Annotated in this window: 19 protein-coding genes and 1 pseudogene; 3 read left to right on the forward strand and 17 right to left on the reverse strand. The window is 36.9% G+C overall.

The genetic code is table 11. From position 1 onward, the window contains the following. Positions 1 to 48: 48 nt before the first annotated feature. The 5 genes from AC3II9_RS05550 to AC3II9_RS05570 form a co-directional block, all read right to left on the reverse strand. The gene (locus tag AC3II9_RS05550) at positions 49 to 2520 is read right to left on the reverse strand and encodes an ABC transporter permease (protein ID WP_489153825.1); all 2472 of its coding nucleotides are present in this window, start codon (positions 2518 to 2520) and stop codon (positions 49 to 51) included. After that, a complete protein-coding gene (locus tag AC3II9_RS05555; RefSeq protein WP_489153827.1) occupies positions 2520 to 3335 on the reverse strand; it encodes an ABC transporter ATP-binding protein in 816 nt (271 codons plus the stop codon). The genes AC3II9_RS05550 and AC3II9_RS05555 overlap by 1 nt, the downstream gene beginning before the upstream one ends. After that, the gene (locus AC3II9_RS05560) at positions 3301 to 3861 is read right to left on the reverse strand and encodes a sigma-70 family RNA polymerase sigma factor (protein ID WP_489153940.1); all 561 of its coding nucleotides are present in this window, start codon (positions 3859 to 3861) and stop codon (positions 3301 to 3303) included. Before AC3II9_RS05560 ends, AC3II9_RS05555 begins: the two co-directional genes overlap by 35 nt. 261 nt (positions 3862 to 4122) lie before the next feature. Continuing rightward, on the reverse strand, positions 4123 to 5214 hold the full coding sequence (locus AC3II9_RS05565; RefSeq protein WP_489153829.1) for a hypothetical protein: 1092 nt from the start codon (positions 5212 to 5214) through the stop codon (positions 4123 to 4125). Next, positions 5180 to 5707: an RNA polymerase sigma factor gene (locus AC3II9_RS05570; protein WP_489153831.1), complete on the reverse strand. Its 528-nt coding sequence runs from the start codon at positions 5705 to 5707 to the stop codon at positions 5180 to 5182. The genes AC3II9_RS05565 and AC3II9_RS05570 overlap by 35 nt, the downstream gene beginning before the upstream one ends. 212 nt (positions 5708 to 5919) lie before the next feature. Here AC3II9_RS05570 and AC3II9_RS05575 point away from each other — a divergent pair, with 212 nt between their 5' ends. Continuing rightward, positions 5920 to 6990 carry a nucleotide kinase gene (locus AC3II9_RS05575; RefSeq protein ID WP_489153833.1) on the forward strand — a complete coding sequence of 357 codons (1071 nt, stop codon included), beginning with the start codon at positions 5920 to 5922 and terminating at the stop codon, positions 6988 to 6990. 232 nt (positions 6991 to 7222) lie between these two features. After that, positions 7223 to 9031, forward strand: coding sequence for an alpha/beta fold hydrolase (locus AC3II9_RS05580; RefSeq protein ID WP_489153835.1), 1809 nt, complete (start codon positions 7223 to 7225; stop codon positions 9029 to 9031). Between the two features lie 142 nt (positions 9032 to 9173). Here AC3II9_RS05580 and AC3II9_RS05585 read toward each other — a convergent pair whose 3' ends face one another. From AC3II9_RS05585 to AC3II9_RS05600, 4 genes and pseudogenes are all read right to left on the reverse strand, one after another. Further along, positions 9174 to 10277, reverse strand: a complete 1104-nt coding sequence (locus AC3II9_RS05585) for a DUF4179 domain-containing protein (RefSeq protein WP_489153836.1) — start codon at positions 10275 to 10277, stop codon at positions 9174 to 9176. Then, positions 10261 to 10839: a sigma-70 family RNA polymerase sigma factor gene (locus AC3II9_RS05590; protein ID WP_489153838.1), complete on the reverse strand. Its 579-nt coding sequence runs from the start codon at positions 10837 to 10839 to the stop codon at positions 10261 to 10263. Before AC3II9_RS05590 ends, AC3II9_RS05585 begins: the two co-directional genes overlap by 17 nt. A gap of 215 nt (positions 10840 to 11054) precedes the next feature. Further along, the gene (locus AC3II9_RS05595; RefSeq protein WP_489153840.1) at positions 11055 to 11729 is read right to left on the reverse strand and encodes a DUF554 domain-containing protein; all 675 of its coding nucleotides are present in this window, start codon (positions 11727 to 11729) and stop codon (positions 11055 to 11057) included. Between the two features lie 758 nt (positions 11730 to 12487). After that, positions 12488 to 12922: pseudogene (locus AC3II9_RS05600) on the reverse strand (SMI1/KNR4 family protein); the annotation flags it as partial. 400 nt (positions 12923 to 13322) lie between these two features. On the opposite strand from AC3II9_RS05600, the gene AC3II9_RS05605 reads away from it, so the two are divergent. Next, complete coding sequence (locus AC3II9_RS05605; protein ID WP_489153841.1) at positions 13323 to 15014, forward strand: methyl-accepting chemotaxis protein; 1692 nt, start codon at positions 13323 to 13325, stop codon at positions 15012 to 15014. Between the two features lie 127 nt (positions 15015 to 15141). Here AC3II9_RS05605 and AC3II9_RS05610 read toward each other — a convergent pair whose 3' ends face one another. The 8 genes from AC3II9_RS05610 to AC3II9_RS05645 all read right to left on the reverse strand — a co-directional run bounded on the left by AC3II9_RS05610 (position 15142) and on the right by AC3II9_RS05645 (position 21792). Beyond that, the gene (locus AC3II9_RS05610) at positions 15142 to 15912 is read right to left on the reverse strand and encodes a YqhG family protein (RefSeq protein ID WP_489153842.1); all 771 of its coding nucleotides are present in this window, start codon (positions 15910 to 15912) and stop codon (positions 15142 to 15144) included. Between the two features lie 24 nt (positions 15913 to 15936). Then, positions 15937 to 17463 (reverse strand): DEAD/DEAH box helicase, encoded by a 1527-nt coding sequence (locus AC3II9_RS05615; protein WP_489153941.1) that lies wholly within the window; start codon positions 17461 to 17463, stop codon positions 15937 to 15939. A gap of 108 nt (positions 17464 to 17571) precedes the next feature. After that, complete coding sequence (locus tag AC3II9_RS05620; RefSeq protein WP_489153844.1) at positions 17572 to 17943, reverse strand: hypothetical protein; 372 nt, start codon at positions 17941 to 17943, stop codon at positions 17572 to 17574. Continuing rightward, a complete protein-coding gene (locus tag AC3II9_RS05625; RefSeq protein ID WP_431027227.1) occupies positions 17936 to 18142 on the reverse strand; it encodes a helix-turn-helix transcriptional regulator in 207 nt (68 codons plus the stop codon). The genes AC3II9_RS05620 and AC3II9_RS05625 overlap by 8 nt, the downstream gene beginning before the upstream one ends. 124 nt (positions 18143 to 18266) lie before the next feature. Then, a complete protein-coding gene (locus tag AC3II9_RS05630; protein ID WP_489153846.1) occupies positions 18267 to 19016 on the reverse strand; it encodes a MerR family transcriptional regulator in 750 nt (249 codons plus the stop codon). 745 nt (positions 19017 to 19761) lie between these two features. Then, positions 19762 to 20286 (reverse strand): PadR family transcriptional regulator, encoded by a 525-nt coding sequence (locus AC3II9_RS05635; protein WP_489153848.1) that lies wholly within the window; start codon positions 20284 to 20286, stop codon positions 19762 to 19764. Positions 20287 to 20339: 53 nt separating this feature from the next. Continuing rightward, entirely contained in the window at positions 20340 to 21092 is a 753-nt protein-coding gene (locus AC3II9_RS05640; RefSeq protein ID WP_489153850.1) for an ABC transporter permease, read from the reverse strand. Then, entirely contained in the window at positions 21073 to 21792 is a 720-nt protein-coding gene (locus tag AC3II9_RS05645) for an ABC transporter ATP-binding protein (RefSeq protein WP_489153852.1), read from the reverse strand. Before AC3II9_RS05645 ends, AC3II9_RS05640 begins: the two co-directional genes overlap by 20 nt. Positions 21793 to 21865 lie beyond the last annotated feature (73 nt).

A 21865-nucleotide genomic window follows, 5' to 3' on the forward strand; every position in this document is an offset into this window, starting at 1 on the left:
CAAACAAAAATAGAAGCCCTCCGTATCGGAAAGCCCCCTATTCTCCCTTTAGTCTAACAATTTATTCGCTAATTTTTCACGACTAATCATAAAGCCTTGTACAACAAACGTACCTACAACCGCAAGTATAAACCCACTGCTGACAAGTACTAACAGGCGAACATCAAAGATTATTGGGCTACCCTTATCAATGAGCGCAAGCAATTCAGTTAATAACACACCAATGAGGCATCCAACTGCTAATCCATATACAACAAACGATAGCACCTGTGTTAAAATCAATTTCATGAGTCCGTTTGGTGACAGGCCGACTAAACGTTGAATCGCATAATCGCTCCGCTTACTATAAATCGTGTGTAGCAATGTTTGAATTACCCCAAGGCATGTCGCTACAATTAACACAACCATCACACCAACAAACAAACTCCAGCGCTGATAAAACATTTTGTTGTACTCTTCAATACTCGTTTGTTCATCCTTTATCGTAAGAGCTGGCCACTCACTTTTAATAAACGCGAGCTCCTGTAAGGTTTGTTCGATGTCTGTTGTTTGTACCATGACTTCTTGCACTAAAACCTGCTCATCAATTGGTATGACAGAGGACCAATCAATAAAAAAGTCTGCATAAAAAGAAGAATCCGGTACTACTGCTAATACCTCAAGTGAACCTACAGGTGTATAATCCTCTATTTCCCAATCAAAATATTGAAGGTCAACCTGATCCCCCATACTTAAACCATTGTGCGCCGCAAACTGCTCAGTAACAAAAATGCCTCGTGTAAGGTCACCTTGGACTACAGGTAACTTTCCTATATCCATTAACTGCTGTAAATCAACCATTTGAACAGCTGGATATTCTTCTGTAGCACCTTCATTCATCAAAGCCTTTACTTGTAACCAATTACTTTTTGCATACACTACATCAACAGAAGGTAGCGATTTAATTTCATCTACAACATCTAGTGTAAACGTTGCATCGTATATCTCATTTTTAAGAATGATAGGTGTTTCAAAGGTTCTCTCTAAATATTCACGCCCACTTTGCTGTCCCGTTTTAAATAACGTTGTACCAAATACTAAAATGACCATTAGCCCAATAATACTTAAAATAATCGGCATGTTTTTTCGAATCTGTGGCATTAGTTGCTGGCAAGCTAAGTACGCCTCTTTCCCAAATATCACGCGGATTGGTCGCAATAAAGCTTTTAAAATCGCACTAAATACAAAGGGCATACTGTACAGTGCCAATAAACATATCATTAGTGCACCGATTAAAATGAGTAAGGCACCATCTCCGCCCCCTTGACCTGCTATTCCGTTTAGCATACATAGTAAGGCAACAATAAAAACAAAACTCATAATAGCTAGCTTTCCTTTTGTCCACTTTAATGTCGTTTCTGCATTTTCACTTGCAATTTGCATCGGCAATAAACGCATGCTTTTTTGAACTTGCCACTGTGATGCCATATATAATATCACTGAAATGCCTATCCCAATACATAGAACGAGCCATACGGGTATATCTGTTTTCGCAGCAGGTAACTGCATTTTTTCAATCATTAATGGGAGCCACTGATCCATAAGCACGACATTTAAACACGTCCCCAAGATGGCACCTACTCCAATAATCATAACGAGTTGTAGTTGCACAATCTTCCCTACCTGTTCGCTCGTTGCTCCAAGTGAACGTAGTACCATTAGTTGCCCTTTTATTTTGTAAAAAACAAGCTGGAACGTAGAGAGTAAAAGCACCGCTGTAATCAATAAAACAAACACAGATAATACAATCATAAAAATAGCAAGTGCTTGGAAATTCTCTTTGACGACTTCATATTCGCTCGTTATATCGACTCTTAACGTACGATCAATTTGTTGAAAGTTCATTGTTAGCGTCATATAATCTGTATTTCCATCTGTTTGAATGAGCGTAAATACTCCCGCTACGTCTTTTTCTGTAGTCGGAAGCCACTCTTTTACTGTTGCATTCGGTAAAATAATCATCTGCAGTTCTGAAGCACCTAATAAAGGCGGTAGCACTTCCTTAATGGTATACGCTTCAAATTCAAGTTCAATCGTATCACCAACTGATTTATTAAACATGTCCGCTATGTTTTGCGAAATAATGACTTCCCCTTCTACAAGGTCTTCTGTAAAATGATAGCGACTTTTGACAAGGTCATCATTTTCAACGCCCATCGTATAGACACTTGGTAGTACACCTTCTACATTCGCATGAGCTAATAAAATAGGTGACAGCTCGGTTACTCCATGTATTTGTGAAAATTCCTGTAATGTATCATTTGTTAGAAACATTCCTTGTTCAGGATTATAACCAACAAGCATATCGGCATCGCCAAAAATCGCATACATTTCTTCTTCCATTTGGGCATGGGCATTCCAAATATAGACGCTCATTGTCATAAGTAAGCAAATCGAAACCGATATAATACCGATGCTTGTCAGCACTTGTGTAGACGCTGCTCGAAATAATTTTAGAGCAATTGCTTTTAGGTTAAACATTAGTGCTCACCTCTTGAAATGACCTTAAACTTAGCAACAATCGCATCTAAATCCTCTGCTGTTTTTTGATTGTGATAGCTATCCACAATCGCTCCGTCGTGGAAAAACAACACGCGATTTGCGTAGGTCGCTACATACGGATCGTGTGTCACAAGTAAAATGGTTTGCTCCATATTCTCTTGCAATGACACAAGTAGCTGCAAAATGTCATCGGTCGTATTGACATCTAGTGCTCCGGTTGGCTCATCAGCAAGTAAAATGGGCGGATTCGTAATAATCGCCCGGCCAATCGCCACTCGCTGCTTTTGTCCCCCCGACAACTCATGTGGCCTATGCTTTCGCCATTTGTCTATATGCAACTGTTTCATCACTTGCTCTACCCGCGCTTTAATCTCCTTACTCGGCACATCATTTAAAATAAGGGGCAAGGCAATATTATCTTCTACATTTAAATCTTGCAGTAAGTGGAATGATTGAAACACAAAGCCGATATTTTCCTTCCGAAATTTTGATGCATTGGGCTCTTTATAAATATCATTTGCTTCCTCCCCAAACAATAAAATTTTCCCTTCTGTCGGTGCATCAATTGCACTAATCATATTTAAAAAGGTACTTTTCCCCGAGCCGCTCGTGCCCATAATCGCCACCATTTCACCGTGATAAATCGTACAATGAATATTTTTTAACGCATTAACCGTATGCTCTTTTTGCTTAAATACTTTCGATATTCCCTCTACTCTTAATACTTCTGTTAAACGCTGAGTCGGAATCGGAATTTTATCAATGACTGTCTTCAACGGATTGAACCCATTCATCTATGTACGCCCCCTTTAACTGTTGTCTCAAAGCTTGCAACCCTCGTCGAATATGTGTTTTCACCGTACCTTCTGGACATTCCAAAATGGCCGAAATTTGCTTGACGGAATAATCTTGATAAAACCGTAATAGCAACACTGTTTTATACCTTTCTTCTAATCCACATAGTGCCTGCCACAAATCAAGCTCCTCTTCAATATGACTAGAAGATGGTCCTTCTAGTAAATCTAGTTCAGCTGGTTCAATCATATCTTCTCGTTTCTTTTTCGCTATGTATGTTTTGCTACAATTAATCACAATGCGTGTCATCCACGTTGTAAAATACTGTTGCTCTTTTAGCCGCTGAATCCCTTCATACGCTCGTATCATCGATTGCTGTAAAATATCGACCGCGTCGTTTTCATTTTGCACATACACAAAGGCAATGCGGTACAGCTGCCCTTGTAATGGCTCGATGAGTTCATAAAACGCTTCCTCGTCCCCTTCTTGGGCAAGCTGGACTAAATTGATGTGCTTTGTAACGATATGAAACGCCCCCTTCCACTCATTAGACTCCTACAAACGACATTTCGATTCAAATATTTTACATTTTCAAAAAAAATATCGGGTGCTATACATAGCACCCGGCACTCTTTCATAATTTTTTATTTATACAATCAAAAGTATGAAACGTTGATTTCCGTTCCAGCACTCTAGTCAACTTTTATCCGCTCTATGGAAAAGGTTTGGAGTACCTACTCTATCTATAACTAATTAAGAACAACTAAAGGATATTTTATAATCCCTTCACCATAACGGTTTAATTTCTTCTTCCTCGGTTTCAAATTCAGCAACACGTGGTGCATAATAAAATACAAAATAACAGAAAAAGCCAACGAATATGATAATCAGCGTAATAAAAGAAGGCTTAAAAATATTCGGTAGTAATATTAAAAGAAACGGTGCTAAAAATGAAAAAATAGACGTGCTCATCCGCGCTTTTTTTGTTAAATAAATTTGCTTTTGACAATTATCACATTTAATCCGAAAAGACATATAAATTTTCTTTCTACTTTGTGTCGCCGTAAAAATTTGATGACAATGAGGACATGTCGGTTGTTTTACATTGCGTAACTCAAATGTGATGAGTAAACAAATATTTAATGTAATTAACAAACAAAGCAAATTAATCAACCATGCAAATGGATTACTCCCCATAAATGGGATAACAAACATAAGTAAACCTATATACACAGTACCAACTGTATACACTTGCCAGCGTACAACATCTTTCCAAGTTACCACGTCAATACGAACCGCCAATGGAATATAAATGAATAGTAAATATGATGTAACGATCATTGCACTTAATAGTAATGCAATCGCTGCTATAACAATCGCATTACTTATGGATAAAAATTCTCCAACAATAAAAAATGGCACACCAAACCAAAACGGATAAGTAAAGATACTTAAAATAAATGCCACGAGATGTAATTTCCATAGTCTTTTATGTTCTCGTAAAATTTGTTTTACTCGTATAACTCGTGGAATGTGTTGCCAACGTTCCATTACAAATAAAAGTCGAATACTTAAGCCAATCGCTGTCACTATAAGTAAAACAGTCACTGCAAAAAGGATAAGCGCTTCGTCCAACCATTTTTCATGTGTTACCTCAAGTAAGGATTCTCCTGCTGTCGTCATACTTGGTGCTTGAGACGTTTGTGATAACATGACAAAGAAAATTGCCATAACAACAAAGCTTGGTAAAACTAATCGATAGCCCCAGCTACTCTGCTTTCTCTTATGACCATATATAGTTTGCTGTATCATTTGTTCCTTTTGTTCATCCGATAATCGCACACTATTTAGCTCCCTTGTTAGTTGCTCTTTCCTCATGCCCCCAAACCTCCTCTTCTTGTATTATGATTTTTAATTTTTTACGCGCACGCTGGAGCCTTGATTTTAACGCTGACTGTGACACACCTGTTAAAGCAGAAATTTCACCTATCGAAAAATCTTTATAATAATACAATACAATGACTTCCCGATATTTTACTGGCAGTGCAAGGACAGCTCGCGTGACTTCCCCGCGCATTTCCATATTAAGTAGTAGTTGCTCAGTTGTTGCACTAGGTTTCCCATGAATTTTTTCTAATAAGACTAGGCGCTTATTTTTCCAACTACGTAAATAATCATAGCTACGATTAATCGTCATTTTAACTAAATAGGTTTTCAACGTCGCTTCCCCTTTAAATTGGGACTGTTTACGATAATAATTAAAAAACACATCTTGCACTACTTCTTCAGCAGCACTGGCGTCTTTCGTATAAATAAAAGCAACTCTATATAAATAATCACTATATGTATGTATTAATTGCTGAATATCCATGTTGCGCCCTCCTTTCACCTGTATTGACGGAAGTAATTGGATAACGGATGCAAAACTTTCTAAAAATTCTTGAACTTATTAGGACTAGATTCTTTAAGTTTTACAATCAGGTACATATTTCCCCTTCGAAACGAGCTAGCCCCCATACATGGTACCTTTTGTAGGCTATTCACATAAAAATAAGGTTAATAAGCTGATGGAAGGATGACGTTTTGAGTAAGACTGTTACACATTTTTTCGGGCACGCCATGACCGGGCAAGGAATGAAAAATATTTATAAAGACTTAATGAATGAAGCAGAAACCGTATATCTCTTAAAAGGTGCACACGGCTTTCAAGTAGCTGCACTTCTACAAAAACTAGGCAACTACTACCATGAAAAGGGTGCTGAAATCGAATATTTTCACGACCCCCTATTTGAACAAACAATTGAAGCGGTATTTGTAAAAACACCACACCCTATTCTATTTCTTCAAGCAACAAACCTAACGATCAAATCCGATTTTATCAATACGCGAAACCATGTCATTTCCCTTTCTGATTGTATAGATGAGCAAAAGCTTGCCGCCAATGAAACGCTTCTCACGCTAATAGAAACAAAAAAAGCCTACTATCAACAATGCTTCGCCGCCCTCGCAAACGCTATTCATATTCATGATGACTGGGAAGTGGAAACGAGAAAACAGATGAATTGGAAAGAACTAGATCAGCAATATGCGGAGTTAGTCACTCATCTTTTTGAAGGAAAAAAGCTTGAGAAACCGTCTACATTAACCCATCGACTGCTTGGTACATTAACGCCTGCAGGGGCTCGCGATACCGTCCAAAGCATCACTCAAAACTTGGAAAAACGATTATTCATAAAAGGATACCCTGGTACAGGAAAATCTTCTATGATGAAAAAACTAGCAAACGAGGCATTAAATCGTGGATTTGATGTGCAACTCGTATGGTGTGGATTAGATTCTAATTCAATTGATATGGTTATTTTACCTGAATTGAAGTTTTGTATTTTTGATAGTACCGAGCCACATGTCTACTTCCCGGATGAAAATCGTCCCGGTGATGCCATTTTTGACATTGCTAAGCACTGCCAGCCAACAGAAGTAGAGGAAGAAAATATTAAGAACATTGTCTCTAAATACAAGGCTGCCATCAGCGAAGCAACCCATTTTGCCAAACTATATGCAGAGGAAGAACGAAAAGTCCGAGAAATGGTCGATGATGCACTAGATCTAAACGAATTGGAAAAACGGACAGCGAAGCTATTTGAGCTAATATAGGACTGTAGAATCGTGCTAGGTACGATGTGTTGAGGATGCCATCAACACATCGTACCTACCCCTTTCATTATTATTTAACATAATACTTTTTACATAAAAGGAATTTATATAAACTTATAGAATTATTTATAGATAAGTTATTTTTTGAAACATTTATCAATTTTATCCGTATATAAAATGATTAACAGTTTCATAGCAGAGATTCATTAAAACGTTATCGGAGGAATAAAAAATGAAGAAAAAAATCTATACATCTGTTTTAGCATCAGCACTTATTGTGCCAGCAGTTGTTGTACCGGCAAGTGCTGCAACATCATTTACTGATATTTCCGCGTCAAGTCCATATGCAGAAGCGGTGGAATTTTTAAAGGAGCAAAATATAATTACCGGATATGGTGATCAAACGTTTCGTCCAACAGAAACCATCTCTAGACAACATGTGCTCTCAATTTTAAGTAAAATCGCGGATTTGACACCTATTCGTGATGCAAAAACTTTCACGGATGTACCGACTACACATCCTTATTATGAAGCAATTCAAAATGCTTATCGTGCGGGCATTATAGATGGTTATGAAGACCATACATTCAAACCTGATACACCAATCACACGTGCCCAAATAGCTAAAATATTAGCACTTACTTTTAATTTACAAGCTGATACAGCTTATACATTCCACGACGTTCCAGCAAGCCATTGGAGTAACCAATATATTCAGGCCCTGGCTGGGACAGGAGTAACAACGGTAGCGAACAACGGGCTTTACAAGCCAAATGAAAACTTAACACGAGGTCATTATGCGCTATTTTTATACCGACTACTGCATAGTGACAAGGAGCCAGTTATGAACCAACATATCGGTCATTGGAGTGGCACGATTGACATTCCTCAAATTCCTTTAAGTATTCAATTAACATTAAAAGAAGATGGTACTGGTACATTCTCTGTTCCAGCACAAGGACTAACGGATTACCCTATTAAATCGGTAACTGTAAAAGATGATGCTGTTCGTATGGAGATTGATTTAGCAGGTTCTTCCATCATAGTTGAAGGGACTGTAAAAGAAAATCAAATAACAGCTACTTTCACACAAAACGGCATGACGTTCCCGGTGACATTAACACCTTACGAAGCGCCTTCCGAAGCACCAGAAGTAACATATGAAGAATGGACAGTCCCTGTTACAGATGGTGAATTAAAAGTAGCAGTAGAATGGCCAACTGTTGAAGCAAATGCACCCGTTCCTGTTGCCATTATCATTGCAGGCTCAGGTCCTACAACAAAAGACGGCAATACGGTTCTTGGTGACAATAATAGCTTAAAAATGCTAGCGGAAGATTTAGCAGCACAAGGGATCGCGACAATTCGTTTCGATAAACGTGGTGTGGGTGATAATGCTAGCCTTGCTAAAAAAGAAGAAGATGCAACATTTAATACTTTTGCACAAGACGTCGAAAGTATTGTGAAAGCAGTGAATGCCGATGCCCGTTTCTCAACAGTACATGTCATTGGTCATAGTGAAGGATCGTTAGTAGGGATGGTTGCTGCTACATCTACAAAAGTAGATTCCATCATCTCCATCGCTGGTGCAGGGCGTCCAATTGATGAAGTATTAATAGAGCAACTAACACCTCAACTACCAGCAGAATTACTAAACGTAAGTAAGAATATATTAACATCATTGAAAAAAGGCAAACTTGTGGACGATGTACCAGAAACATTGTATTCCTTATTTAGACCATCTGTTCAGCCATACCTTATTTCTTGGCTACAATATGATCCGGCCGATGTTCTAAAATCTTTGGAAATCCCGACACTTATTATCCAAGGGAAAAATGATTTACAAGTAAAAGTAACGGATGCAGAGCGTCTAAGTAAAGCAAAACCAGATGCTGAAGTCGTTTATTTTGATACGATGAACCATGTATTAAAAGAGGCACCAACTGACCCAACAGGGAATATGGAAACTTATTCAAATCCAACACTCCCACTTGCTGAAGGGCTAGTCGAAGACATCAGCTCGTTTATTTTAGAAAAATAATCACATTTACACTTCTATAAATATTTACAGGCGGCTACATGTTTAGCCGCCTGTACTATTTGATAATACTAAGGAGTGTTCACTTTTATCGTAGCCATAGCAGTCATTCTCCTACTGTTTGCTCGAGAAGCAATTGCTCTATTTAGTCATTTTTTAGCTCAATGACAATCGGCTCCATTTTGATTTCTTTATGATCAACGGGGACGGTACTATTACTTACAACGGTTTCACCAAATGCATTTGTTTCTTGTGTTTGCTCACCACTACTTTGTGGATAACCTAACAGACGAAATTCAGGTGCAATCGTTATTGTTGTAGCACGTTCATCTAGTTTTTCGAATGTTTTTCCTATCATCATATCATAAATTTCGCCTCTTCCCCCATTTCCTACTCCTTCATAAAAGTTTCCAACATTATCTGTCATAGTAAAATCTAAGTTTACAGAATTCCATTCCTGTAATACGTTCTCTTCTAGTTGTTGACGGGCATACACGATAACCGACATAGGTGTTTTTGTAATTTTCTCTATCGTCACCTTTATACCATCTTGCTCTACAGACTGATTGATCGATGTTGTGTATTGTGTTGTTGCATCAACAGAAAAAGCAAAACGCCAGTTTCCGTTAATCACCTTCTCTGTTTCAGGATTGAGTATTTTATCGATAACCCACACTAGATGCGCTGTCTGTCCAACATGTTGTCCAATGCTCCCAACTCTCAGTACACCCACATAATTATGCTCATCTACCTTCACTACTTCCATACCCGAAGTATGACCATCCGCATCTTTTAATGAGGTCATTTCACGAAAAGATGGCTGTTCCCCAAGCGGTTTCTCACTGTAAATGGAATACGTGATAAATACTGTTTCCCCATCATAAATCGCATCATTAATCGTTATTTCAATGCCCTTGCTTTTTTCTGTTAATAACACTTCTGTTGAAAACTCTTTATAGTTTTCATAAAGTGCGGACCGGTCGCCATCAATAAACTTAAAAATATCTCTTACAATCGGAATACTCCCTGCAGAAGCTGGAAAAGTAATACCCACTCCTATACCGCTAACGACAAATAATAAACTAGCAATAGCAAAACGTGGTAGCCAGCCATTGCGTTTTTTCTTTTTTGTCATCGTTTGCTGTAAATATTTTTTCACCCGCGCTTTTTCAATGTCATGTACTTCAAGTTCTATAAACTCTTTTTGATCCAATTCAATATCGTTAAACGCCTTATAAATCTCCTTCATACAGAACACCCCCTAACTTCAAATGTGTGGCTTGTTGCTGCAATTTTTTCTTCCCTCGGTAAATGCGATTATCTACAGCTGTACGGGTTAAATGAAAATGCACTGCAATATCATCTGTTTTCATACCGAGGAAAAATTTCATCACAAAAATATGCCGATCCATTTGATCAAGATGGTTGAGTAAACGAATGATTTCTTCATTATTTTCGTGATGAATGAAGATGTCCTCAGCGGAGTGTTCAACGAGCGTGTTCAGTTCCTCTGATGAAATCTCCATACTCTTCGCTGCCTTCCTATAATAATCAATAGCTTTAAACTTTGAAATCACACAAATCCATTTTCGAAAATCATTCGTATCTCCTTTAAATTGATCTGCATGATGCCAAACACTTAAAAACACATCATTGATACATTCTTCGATTAAATCCTCTCTTTTTATTGGCAATAATACGTTTGTCACTACCCCTTTTACGAGTGCCATATAGTGATCAACGACATATTCAAGTGCATCCTCCTGCTGCTTTTTCAAGCGTTTTATAAAATTTCGTTCAGTTGATTTCATGACATCATTCCCTCTCCGTTCATCGTAAAGGCCCTTACACTTAATACAACGAAAGAAAACAAGCTTTCTCTCTAAAATCACAATTTTATTTCAAAATAATTACATAAAATATTGTAGTTCAATACCAAAATATATCGTTGATTAAAAAAGGGGCGACCTAAAGACCGTTTTTAACGACCTTTTGAGTCACCCTCTTTCATATCCGATTTAGCTCTTTATAATCCTTGAATAATAAACCACACGACAGGAATAAACAGCGCAGGCAACATATTGACAGTTTTGCTATCTTTAATACCTAAAATCGATAAGCCCGATGAAAAAATTAAAATCCCGCCAACGATGGACACTTCCGTCATAAGCTCTGCCGTTAAAAAAGGTTCAATATACTGCGCGCTCACATAAATACCGCCCTGCCATAAAAGAAGCACGACAGCCGAAAACATAATACCAATACCATACGTGGCAGCTAGTGCCATGGAAGTCACTAAATCAAGCGTCGCATTCGTCAATAAATATGTATGATTATCATGTAACGCACTTTCAATCGGTCCTAAAATCGACAATGTCCCCACACAAAATAGTAAAATCGCAGTGGATAAGCCTTTGCTCAGCTCTGAATTGCCAAAACGTCCAACAAGCCGATTAAAACGCCCTTCTAAATCGAGTATCGTCCCAATTAAACTACCGACAGCTAAACTAATAATAAACAGCACGGGAAATATACTATTTGGCATATTCGTAACAATCGCATTCGCCCCTAATGCAACAGCCGCAAAACCCATCGCATTAAATAAAGCGGTTTGATACTCTTCCTTAATGCCCTTTTTAAGCACTGTACCGATGATCGTACCGATAATAATCGTGCCCACATTCACAATCGTTCCAAACATTTTGCACCTCCTCCTCATCTATTATAGTAAAAAGCAAACCATCACGTCATCGTACCTGCTATTGTTAGACAATATATTCCACAAGCCTTTGCTATTCTGTTTATAGAAAAAGGTTGCCGGATAAACTGCCGACAACCTCAAAAAGCCGTATGTTTTTTCTGCTCAACTTTTTTGACAATATAGTTACCGATGATGCCAATCCAAAGTATAGCTACAACATAAAATATGTATTGTGACATAAAATCTCTACCGATATTAAAAGCAGATAAAGTAATGGGTATAACTCCTATCAATTGGCATATAAAGAAACATATACGCTAGCCTTTTAAGCTCATTCGATTCACCTCATCATGTACTTAATAACTACACTCCTTTTAAAATAACGCGGTATTTCCGTACTTAGTCTGTTATGCATGTTCACCAAATCTATTTTCTGCATAATAAGCAATTTCTTCATCCTGCCGAATAATAGACACCATTTTTTCCACGCCTTTAGGAGAAAAAATTCCGCTATCATAAAAATGAAGCCCAAAATTAGCAGCTAATTGTTTAATTTCAAGATTGTGATGTTGCAAAAGCGTAATGATTTTGTTTTCAATCAATTGCTCATTGCCTACTGTATTTTCGTAAAGGTAGTTTAACCCTAAAATAATTTGTTGTTCCTGATTAGATGCTAACGCTACTTCCACTTCTGTAATCGTCAAGTTGATTTCAAATGGTACAAAAGAAGCATCGTCCACTTCCACTTCTGCTATGTATAACCCGTTTAAAAACGCTTCAAAGTTCGGTGCTAATTCAATCATCTGCTCGTAGTCCACATCAATAAATATAATAGGTGGCTCTTGTTTTGTATACCGATAGTCAAAAGCAAGCCACGAATGTCCATCTCCAGAAAACAACACAATATTTTTCGGCAAATCCCATTCTTGGATGAAGTATTCACTTTGTAGTATACCTTCTTCTTCCCCTACCCCTAAAATATATTCAACCTGAACGTGATCGTCCGCCCAAGAATTTGGGACATTCGAAGGGAATGCATTATAGTGAATATATCCACCATTCTGCTCTTTCAATAAATCAATATACGATTGTGGTAATGTGATGTTCAGCTTCTCCTCTGCAAAAGCTACGAGTTCATCTGTTAAAGGTGTTAATTGGTAATAGTCTGTCTCTTCTCGCCATATTTTTTTCATCGTTTATGTACTCCTCTAGAAATATAGTAGTAAAATCCACCATGTCAATAACTACTATACACAGTATTTCACACTTTTACATCAACTTGTTATTTATGATTTCAACCTCTTAAGCCTGTAATAACAGTAAAAATTATAATGAACATGTGATTCTTGTTTACAATGTAATAATATCTATACAAAAACATTACTTTTTGACTTACAAACTAGTGATACAATAATGAATAATTACCTATTAATTGTTAACTTCAGTCATATTTCATCGGATATATGCTGTTGAATTTGTTTACTAAAATACAGTAGGAGTATTGCCTAACCTTGTTGATTCACTCTTATGAACCATCATCTAACTATTTATATTGAAGAAAATGTTAATGCGCATCGCATAAGGAGATACTACATGAAAATTAGTACATTATTAAAAACTACCGCAACCATTACGATCATCTTAATAATGGTAAATGGTTGGAGTATTTATTCTTTATTAAAACATTTGGAAAGCGAAACGGATGCTCTAGCTTTAGATGAAGAGGTAACCTCATTAGTCAACCAACTGCAATCATCTTCCAATTACATAACAAACGAAGTAAGAGCGTATACGCAATTCGGAGAGAAAGAACACTATGATAACTATTTGAAAGAAGTAGATGAAACGCAAACAAAAGAACGTATTTTTCATAACCTCCAACAACTCGAGGTTCCTACTGAATTATTGGAATTGATTGAATTCGCATATCAAAATTCCAGTGCATTAGTATCGCTAGAAGAAGAAGCCATCAAAGCAGTGGCAGAAGGTGATTTTGAAGAAGCAAGATTTCTCGTTTTTGGTCCAAAATATAAAATCAACAAAGGCATCATTGAACAATCTTTAGTGGAATTTAATACAAAACTAGCCTCTTGGACAGATGCCAAAGTGGCAGAGACCAAACAAAATGTACATACAGGATTAATCATATTAATAGTCTCTGCTTCGCTTGTCATTGTATCTATCCTTATTGCATTTATCCTTTTATATATCAAAATTAAGCCATTAGGAAAGCTGACACAAGCGGCAGATGAAATTGCCTCTGGAAACTTAAAAATAGACAACTTAACAGTCAAGTCAAAAGATGAAGTGGCTCAGTTGGCGTCTTCATTTAATCAAATGGCCATTAATCTAAGAGAAATTTTAACAACCGTAAGTAGAGCAAGTGAAAATTTAACGGCTTCTTCTGAACAATTAGCAGCTAGTACAGCACAAACGAGTGAAGCCGCACACCAGGTGAGTTCTTCTATTGAAGAAGTAGCAAATGGAGCAAATCTGCAGCTGCAACAAATACAAGAAAGTACGCAAACAATTACGGAAGTTTCTAGAGGACTTCAGCTGATCGCTCATAATACGTCTTCTGTCGCACAATCTTCAGAAGAGACCACACAAAAATCACAAATGGGCGAAAAAAGTATTACGCAAGCAATCGACCAAATGCGAACAATTGAAGAAACGGTGAAAAAGACAGCACAATCGATTGTATTACTTAATGAACGTTCAAAAGAAATCGAAAAAATTATTATTGCCATATCCAATATAGCAGACCAAACAAATTTGTTAGCATTGAACGCTGCCATTGAAGCTGCACGAGCTGGAGAACATGGAAAAGGGTTCGCTGTAGTGGCCGATGAAGTGCGAAAACTAGCTGTCCAATCTAATACATCTGCCCAGCACATTACACAAATTATTCAATCAATCCAATCTGATACACTTGCAACAGTAACGCAAATGAATCATGTTACCGAAAGTGTATTAGATGGCGTGAAAATTATTGAACATACCGGAGGATCATTTAAAGAAATATTAGATTCTACTTATTCTATAGCCAGTCAAATTCAAGAAGTATCCGCTATTTCCGAACAAATAGCCGCTAGTGCTGATCAAGTCAATACTTCCTTTGAATTAGTAATGTCTATTACAGAAAACACTGCTTCAAAAGCACAAACTGTTGCAGGGCTTTCTGAAGAGCAATATGCTTCTGTGGAGGAAATTACAGGCTCAACGGACGAATTAAGTAAACTTGCTTTAACGTTAAATGATGAAGTAGGGAAATTTAAGTTTTAATCTTTTTTAGAACGATGACACTTCATTGATAAACTAAAGTAATATGCAATACAAAGCGGCGACTTATCGTATCATGTAGTCGCCGCTTTCCCTTCTCTATTTTCAACAGCTAAAACCTCGCTAATTATTACGTCAAATAAAATAATCCCCCGCTCATAATGTCAATGCAAATTCGCGGTGTGTAACGCTCCTCTAATGCTGTTTTTTCAATTTCATAGCATTCCGGTTTGTTGTCTATCCCTTCATAAAAATAATCCAGTACACGTAGCTCCTTGTTTAAACGCTGCTGTGCATCACTTGCCCACGTATGGTCCTCCTGATGAACAAGCACTTCGATTGTTTCATCTAACCGCTTAAGGGCGTGCAATGGTTTAATAATATACGGAAGTGCATACACATCCTCTGGTATGTTAGGCGTCAAATGAACGGTGTGCAATGACTCATGGAAACTGTCCTCCATCTCACCTGTCATCAAATTAATCCCTAATGAATACAACTTGTCTTTCGCGAGATCACATTTGTACGACACTTTATAATTGACACAAAGCCAAGGTGTGAGCGTCGCCCCTCGCGCTACTTGTTCAAACATTTGGACAAAAGCCCCTAGCTCTTTTGTGACACGAAACAGTTGGGTAAGCCGTGGCGAACCATAGTTGACAATTTCTCCAACAAGGCCCTTTTGCATATAGTGTGCATCTGTAATAAACGTCACTTGCACCGGATTTGGTTCACCATTTGTGCTCTCAATATATTGCCAATAAAAAGGGCGATTCATCATTTTTTTATCCATATCAATCGTTAATTGGACTGTCATTACATGTGGACTACTCGTTACAATGTCGCAACCCGTTTCCGTAAAAAAGGTTTGTAAATATTGTTGCACTTGTTGTGGGTACATCATTATCCCTCACTTATCAATGAATCAAATCGATTTTTCCGATAAAATGGCATCTAGCTCCCCTACTACTTTTTCAAACACATCAATTTTTTCACTTAACAAACGAACAATGTCTTCTTCAATCGTATGTTGAATCGCTAAATTGTAAATATGCACATCCTGCTCCTGCCCTAAACGATGGACACGACCAATCCGTTGCTCCAGCTTCATCGGATTCCATGGCAAATCATAATTAATGACATGCGAACAAAACTGTAGATTGATTCCTTCTCCACCCGATTCAGTCGCAATGAGTACTTGCGCCTTATCTCTAAAAAGCTGCTTCATCCAGTCGCGCTTACTTTTACTAAATTTCCCGTTAAAAGTAACACTCGTGATCCCCTTTGTCTGCAAATACCATTGTAAATACGCTTGTGTTGCACGATATTCTGTGAAAATTAGTACTTTATCATTCGCTTCTTGAATGATTTCAAATGTTTTTTCTGCCTTTGAGTTGATCTCTAATGCCATTAACTCTTCAATAAGCCTTTCTATATAATCAATTTCCTCTTCATTCGTACATTTTTGCCGCATCGTATTGAGCGTTAAATAGGTCGCTTCCTTACTACTACACATTTCTTTAATTAACGTAATCATTGAAAATGCCCCAGAAAATATAGAAGAGATATTTTTTAAATGTAGAATTTTGTTATATACTCGCTGCTCCTCATCTGTAAAACGAATAGGCACCATTTCAACACAGCGGTTCGTCCATTCAATGCCTGTATCCTGACGACGATTCCTTACCATCACCTGATGCACAAGCTCTTTTAAAAATTCATCATGCTCTAAATCATATTTACTTGCAGAAAATGCAGATTGAAATGCCTCAAAGCTTCCTAAATGACCTGGTTTTAATAAAGAAATTAAATAAAATAGCTCGAACACATTATTTTGAATCGGTGTAGCCGTTAACAATAAACAAAACTTTTTCTTTAAGCTTTGGACAAATTGGTAGATTTGAGTTTTATGATTTTTTAATTTATGTGCTTCATCAATAATAATTATGTCAAATTGCTGCATGTAAATTTGTTCCCTATGCGGACTTTTTTTCGCTGTATCCATACTCATGACGATGATTGGATAATGGGCAATTTGGGTATTCTTTTTATAGGCATGCGCTGGAATAAAAAATTTACTGTTTAATTCATCCACCCACTGATTTATAAGCGAAGCTGGTGCTAAGATTAGTGCTTTTTTGACAAGCCCACGAATAAGGTACTCTTTTAAAATAAGCCCTGCTTCAATTGTTTTCCCAAGACCTACCTCATCGGCTAAAATCGCCTTGCCATTCATTCGCTCAATGACCGTTTCAGCCACTTGCAATTGATGTGGCAATGGCGAAAGGTTAGACAGGATTTTAGGGCATTGTAAACCGGAGAAATCAGGAATGAGATTCATTTTCTCCACTTCGTAACTCATCTTGTATAACTGCCAATTATCCCAAGGGACTTTTTGTTCTAATCGCTCTATAAATCCCTCTTGCCATTCAGACGACCTTTCAATAATTATCCCCGCCACCTCCCAACGTTTTCGCTTAGATTACCCAAAAAAGAAAAAGCTATGTTTGGGAAAAGTAACTAGCAATAATGGGTTGATGATTTTTGAGGGCTATTATCCTTAAAGTTTCCATGCGTAGTAAGCCATATTTATAAACACAATGGATATATAACAAGTCATAACGATTAACAGTAAATGGTAAGCACTAATAGAAATAATAGGTAACGAAGGATTTACTAAAATTAACAAAACAAGCATAACGGCTACAAGCCAAAAATAACTTATGTAAATGCCTCGTTCTCTAATTTTTTGTGCTCTTTCATCCTTCGCTTTAAAATGACTGTCTAAATAAGCTAAGCAAAAACACATAATCGATATACCAATTATCATTAAACTTTCTGGAAACTTCCCTTGACTAATATGAGCCCAGTTGATCAGTCCGCCTACTATTAAAAAGAAAAAGCCTATAATGATAAAAAGTGATCTATTCATTATTCTCCTCCTCGTAAATAAAAATATCTTCAATTTGACAGTTGAACACACTTGCTAGCTTAAATGCGAGGATGATGGATGGATTATATTTTTCTTTTTCAAGCGAAATAATCGTTTGTCTTGAGACAGCTAATAATTCAGCTAGCTGATCCTGCGTCATATGATGTTGTGCTCGAAGTTTTTTTATATTGTTTTTCATATTTCCTCCATCTAAAAGTAAAGTTAACTTTACGTTAAGTACACTTTACATCGCACTAAAATAAAAGTCAAGTGTACTTTACATTCCGTTACACTTGACTCTCCTGCTTTATATTTAATTATGATTACCCCATCTTATTTTCCCAATAATATTGCATTGCTTGGGCTATCCATTCTTCTTCTTGTTTTGAAAAAGGCGAAGGGAAAAGCTCAGTGTTGTCCTCCATTTCAATCTCTTGCCCCTGTAATTCTTGCACAAGCTCCATTGTGCCTGGGTATACTTCAAGCGCTAAGGCAAAATATTGTTCAATCAGTGCTTGAACAGTCGGGCTTGCTGCATCTTGCCCATAAGCCGCTTTTAGTTCATCGAAAAGCCGCGCCATTTTACTATTTAACTCCATTTGCTTTTCCTCTGATAAACTATACATTTGCTCAACAGAATCCTTTGGAAAATAATTTTTCAGCCACTCCTTTTGCTCATCCTCTTTATGAATGTTGTGGATAAGCGCCATAAACACATTCGCATTCACTGTTCCTTGCTCCTCCATCATAAATAATGCGTGATCAAGTGCACGGATGACGCGGTCAAGATGCTCCCTTTTTTGTACCATCTCTTGCTTTTGAAATTGGAGAGATTCTTGTAAATCCCAATCAGTTACATAAATCAATTTGTGAATTTTCTCTAATGAATATCCTAGAAATTTGAGAGAGACAATTTTTTGGAGCTGAATAATATTTTCATCTGAATAATAACGGCGCCCAGATGCAGAAAGAAAAGATGGCTTCAATAAATCCATTTCGTCGTAATAATGCAATGTCCGAATGGTCATACCTGTTTTTTTAGCAAACTCCCCAATAGAATATTGTGTAGACACTATGTACCCTCCTTGCTTCATACTTATACTTATTGTAAAGGCTAACGTAACGTGAGATGCAAGTGAAAATATATGACTTCTAACATATGTAGTAGCTAAAAGAGAATTCTTCTTTTTCAAACGGCTAGTTATACTAGATATGAAAAGCAGACTAATATCTTCCACATATTTCATACTAAAAGTAAATTTTTTAATGCCATTTTTAAAATTAATAATTTTGAATGCTCAAATTGTGTCACATAGCGAAATCAACATACAACTTAATTTTAAATAAGCGTCAAATAAGGTCTTTTTACCTAAATGGCACTTATTTTCATGTAAGTTGTATCTCAAAATCGACTAATGGCGATTTTATCATTTTTTAAAATGCACATATGATTTTCTTATTAAAAAATTACACGTTACCGTTTATTTTTATTACAATAGAAAGCCATTTATCATTTTTGATTACGACGTATTTTTTGAAAAACGCTTAATTATTTTCGTTTTTTATCCAAATAAAAGCGCTTTTTTACCTTTTACGTAAATCTCCTTTTTAGTAAATTTCTCTTTTATTTAGCACAGCTGCTATTCGTAGAGCACACTATTTTGAATAAAAACATTCATTTTGTAGCGAAAACGCAAGTAAATTGGACGATTTACTCGCAAGCTATAGACCCATTTTTCGGTCAATCGTGGTAATGACACATTCATTTTCGCATAAAAAATAGAGTGACAGATGCCCTTGCCACTCTCTTTCTAATCATTATGCATAGTGTCGAATTAAATTTTTAATTAAGTCCAGCTGCAGCTCATATTGCTTAAAAACATTTTGAAAAAGCATTTCTGTCACTTCATCCATCGGCATATGATTTCGTTTGACTTCAATTCCTGCCTTTTGTTTACCTAATTGTGCTTCTAATAATAGTTGTTGATTTTGTAATGCTTGGCGTATTTCATCCTTCTCTAAATAGTGGATAAAACTCAGACCCGTATATAGCTGACTCGGCAAATGGACAGAAGACACTTGCAATGACTCTACTAATAACTGACTAAATTCCTTTTCTCCTGCTGCTGTAATTTTATAAATCGCCTTCGAACGATTACCCGTTTGTTCAATCGCGTCAATTTCAACTAATGCTTCCTTCTCCATCTTTTTAAGTGCATGATAAATCGACCCAGGTAAAATACCTGCCCATGCATCCGTTTGACTCTTCGTCAATAATTGTTGAATCTCATACCCAGACATCGGTTTTGATTTTAACAATCCTAAGACCATTAATCTTGTCATAGTGCATACACCTCAATATTAAATATTCAATATTGAGTATTATAGCATGAAAATTAGGACGTACGCTTCTTCCAACTTCTCCATTTCCCCTCCTCACTACTCTCCCATTTAAAGGTTGAAATCGATAGGAACAAGGCAAATAATAAATAAACGAATAGGATACCAAAGCCGATCAACAATATGCCCTCTTCTACTAACAATAACCCTCGAAGTGCCTTCACATAATGTTCAAACGGCAACATTTTGCCGATAAACACTATCCATGCTGGTGCACGATCAAGGCTATAAAAAGCTTCACTCATAAAAATCATAGGCAGCTGAATGAAATTAGAAATCATACTGATTTGTGCTTCATTACGCGCAAAATTACTGATAACAAAACCGATACTTGTAAAACAAAATGTCCCTATGACAATTAGTAAAAACGTTATTAGGAGTGTACTGCCCGTTACATTTATATCAAACAATAAAATACCTGTGAGCCATACGATGAAATTAATGAGTACACCAACAGATGTCCTTGCCAGTACCATGATAAAGATAAATAAAATGAGTGGCATAGGTGTTAGCTTTACTAATTTATAAACGCCCCGATTTCGCTGTGCATGTACTTGGAACGCAATCCCTTGCATTCCCCAAAATATTGTACTGATAGCTGTAATCCCTGTAACAATTTGTAGTTGACCTTGATCGAAATAATAGCCTAAACCAATCATCAGGAGTAACGGAAAGGCTAATGAATAAAATACCGTAATCTTATCTCTTACAGCCGTAACAAGCATCGATTTAAAAATTACTTGAAACATTGCGTTCCCCTCCAATAGCCAATTTCAAATACAATTGCTCCAAATTCGATACATGATGCTCCCTACATAATGCACTTGGATTTCCTTGTGCAATGATTTCTCCTTGGTCAATCATCATAACCCTTGTAGCTAACTTGTCGACTTCATCCATATCATGTGAAGTAAAAACAATAGTTTTATTCTGCTTATGAAGTTGCTTGATGAGATGATGAATTTCCTGACGCGCACGTGGATCGAGCGCTGCTGTCGGTTCATCTAAAAAGATAAGATCTGGATTATGAATGAGTGCAATTGAAATCGCTAGTCTTTTTTGCTGTCCACCCGAAAGTTTGGATGCATCCACTTTCCTTACATCATATAAACCACAAATGTTTAGCATGTCATTCACTTGGCAATCTGTTAATTTTTTCTTATAAAAAGCAGCAAAAAGCTTTAAATTTTCAAAGGCATTGAGACCTACAAAAAATGGCGCTGCCTGAAGCTGTACACCGATTTTTTCTTTGTATGCATCCAGCCAATAATTGATTTCCCCTGCATCGGCCTTTCTAAGACCAATCAATATTTCAAGCGTCGTTGATTTCCCTGCACCATTTGGACCAATAACAGCTAAAATCTCCCCTTGCCCAATCTCCAAATGAATCCCTTTCACAATTTTACGCTTGTTATACGACTTTTGAAGATTGATTGCTTGAATAAACATTATTATCCCCCCTTTTTAGTCAACAACAAATACTCAACGTTGAATATTAGTTGTTGACTATATAATATGCGAC

Source organism: Lysinibacillus sp. RU7, assembly GCF_057837305.1.

What these genes read in the sequence shown, in the direction of transcription:
- AC3II9_RS05640 (WP_489153850.1), bottom strand. Translation starts at nt 21,092, where the DNA reads ATGTTTCAAGTAATTTTTAAATCGATGCTTGTTACGGCTGTAAGAGAT.
- AC3II9_RS05595 (WP_489153840.1), bottom strand. Translation starts at nt 11,729, where the DNA reads ATGTTTGGAACGATTGTGAATGTGGGCACGATTATTATCGGTACGATC.
- AC3II9_RS05645 (WP_489153852.1), bottom strand. Translation starts at nt 21,792, where the DNA reads ATGTTTATTCAAGCAATCAATCTTCAAAAGTCGTATAACAAGCGTAAA.
- AC3II9_RS05565 (WP_489153829.1), bottom strand. Translation starts at nt 5,214, where the DNA reads ATGAGGAAAGAGCAACTAACAAGGGAGCTAAATAGTGTGCGATTATCG.
- AC3II9_RS05590 (WP_489153838.1), bottom strand. Translation starts at nt 10,839, where the DNA reads ATGAAATCAACTGAACGAAATTTTATAAAACGCTTGAAAAAGCAGCAG.
- AC3II9_RS05550 (WP_489153825.1), bottom strand. Translation starts at nt 2,520, where the DNA reads ATGTTTAACCTAAAAGCAATTGCTCTAAAATTATTTCGAGCAGCGTCT.
- AC3II9_RS05610 (WP_489153842.1), bottom strand. Translation starts at nt 15,912, where the DNA reads ATGTACCCACAACAAGTGCAACAATATTTACAAACCTTTTTTACGGAA.
- AC3II9_RS05585 (WP_489153836.1), bottom strand. Translation starts at nt 10,277, where the DNA reads ATGAAGGAGATTTATAAGGCGTTTAACGATATTGAATTGGATCAAAAA.
- AC3II9_RS05625 (WP_431027227.1), bottom strand. Translation starts at nt 18,142, where the DNA reads ATGAAAAACAATATAAAAAAACTTCGAGCACAACATCATATGACGCAG.
- AC3II9_RS05580 (WP_489153835.1), top strand. Translation starts at nt 7,223, where the DNA reads ATGAAGAAAAAAATCTATACATCTGTTTTAGCATCAGCACTTATTGTG.
- AC3II9_RS05605 (WP_489153841.1), top strand. Translation starts at nt 13,323, where the DNA reads ATGAAAATTAGTACATTATTAAAAACTACCGCAACCATTACGATCATC.
- AC3II9_RS05635 (WP_489153848.1), bottom strand. Translation starts at nt 20,286, where the DNA reads ATGACAAGATTAATGGTCTTAGGATTGTTAAAATCAAAACCGATGTCT.
- AC3II9_RS05555 (WP_489153827.1), bottom strand. Translation starts at nt 3,335, where the DNA reads ATGAATGGGTTCAATCCGTTGAAGACAGTCATTGATAAAATTCCGATT.
- AC3II9_RS05570 (WP_489153831.1), bottom strand. Translation starts at nt 5,707, where the DNA reads ATGGATATTCAGCAATTAATACATACATATAGTGATTATTTATATAGA.
- AC3II9_RS05620 (WP_489153844.1), bottom strand. Translation starts at nt 17,943, where the DNA reads ATGAATAGATCACTTTTTATCATTATAGGCTTTTTCTTTTTAATAGTA.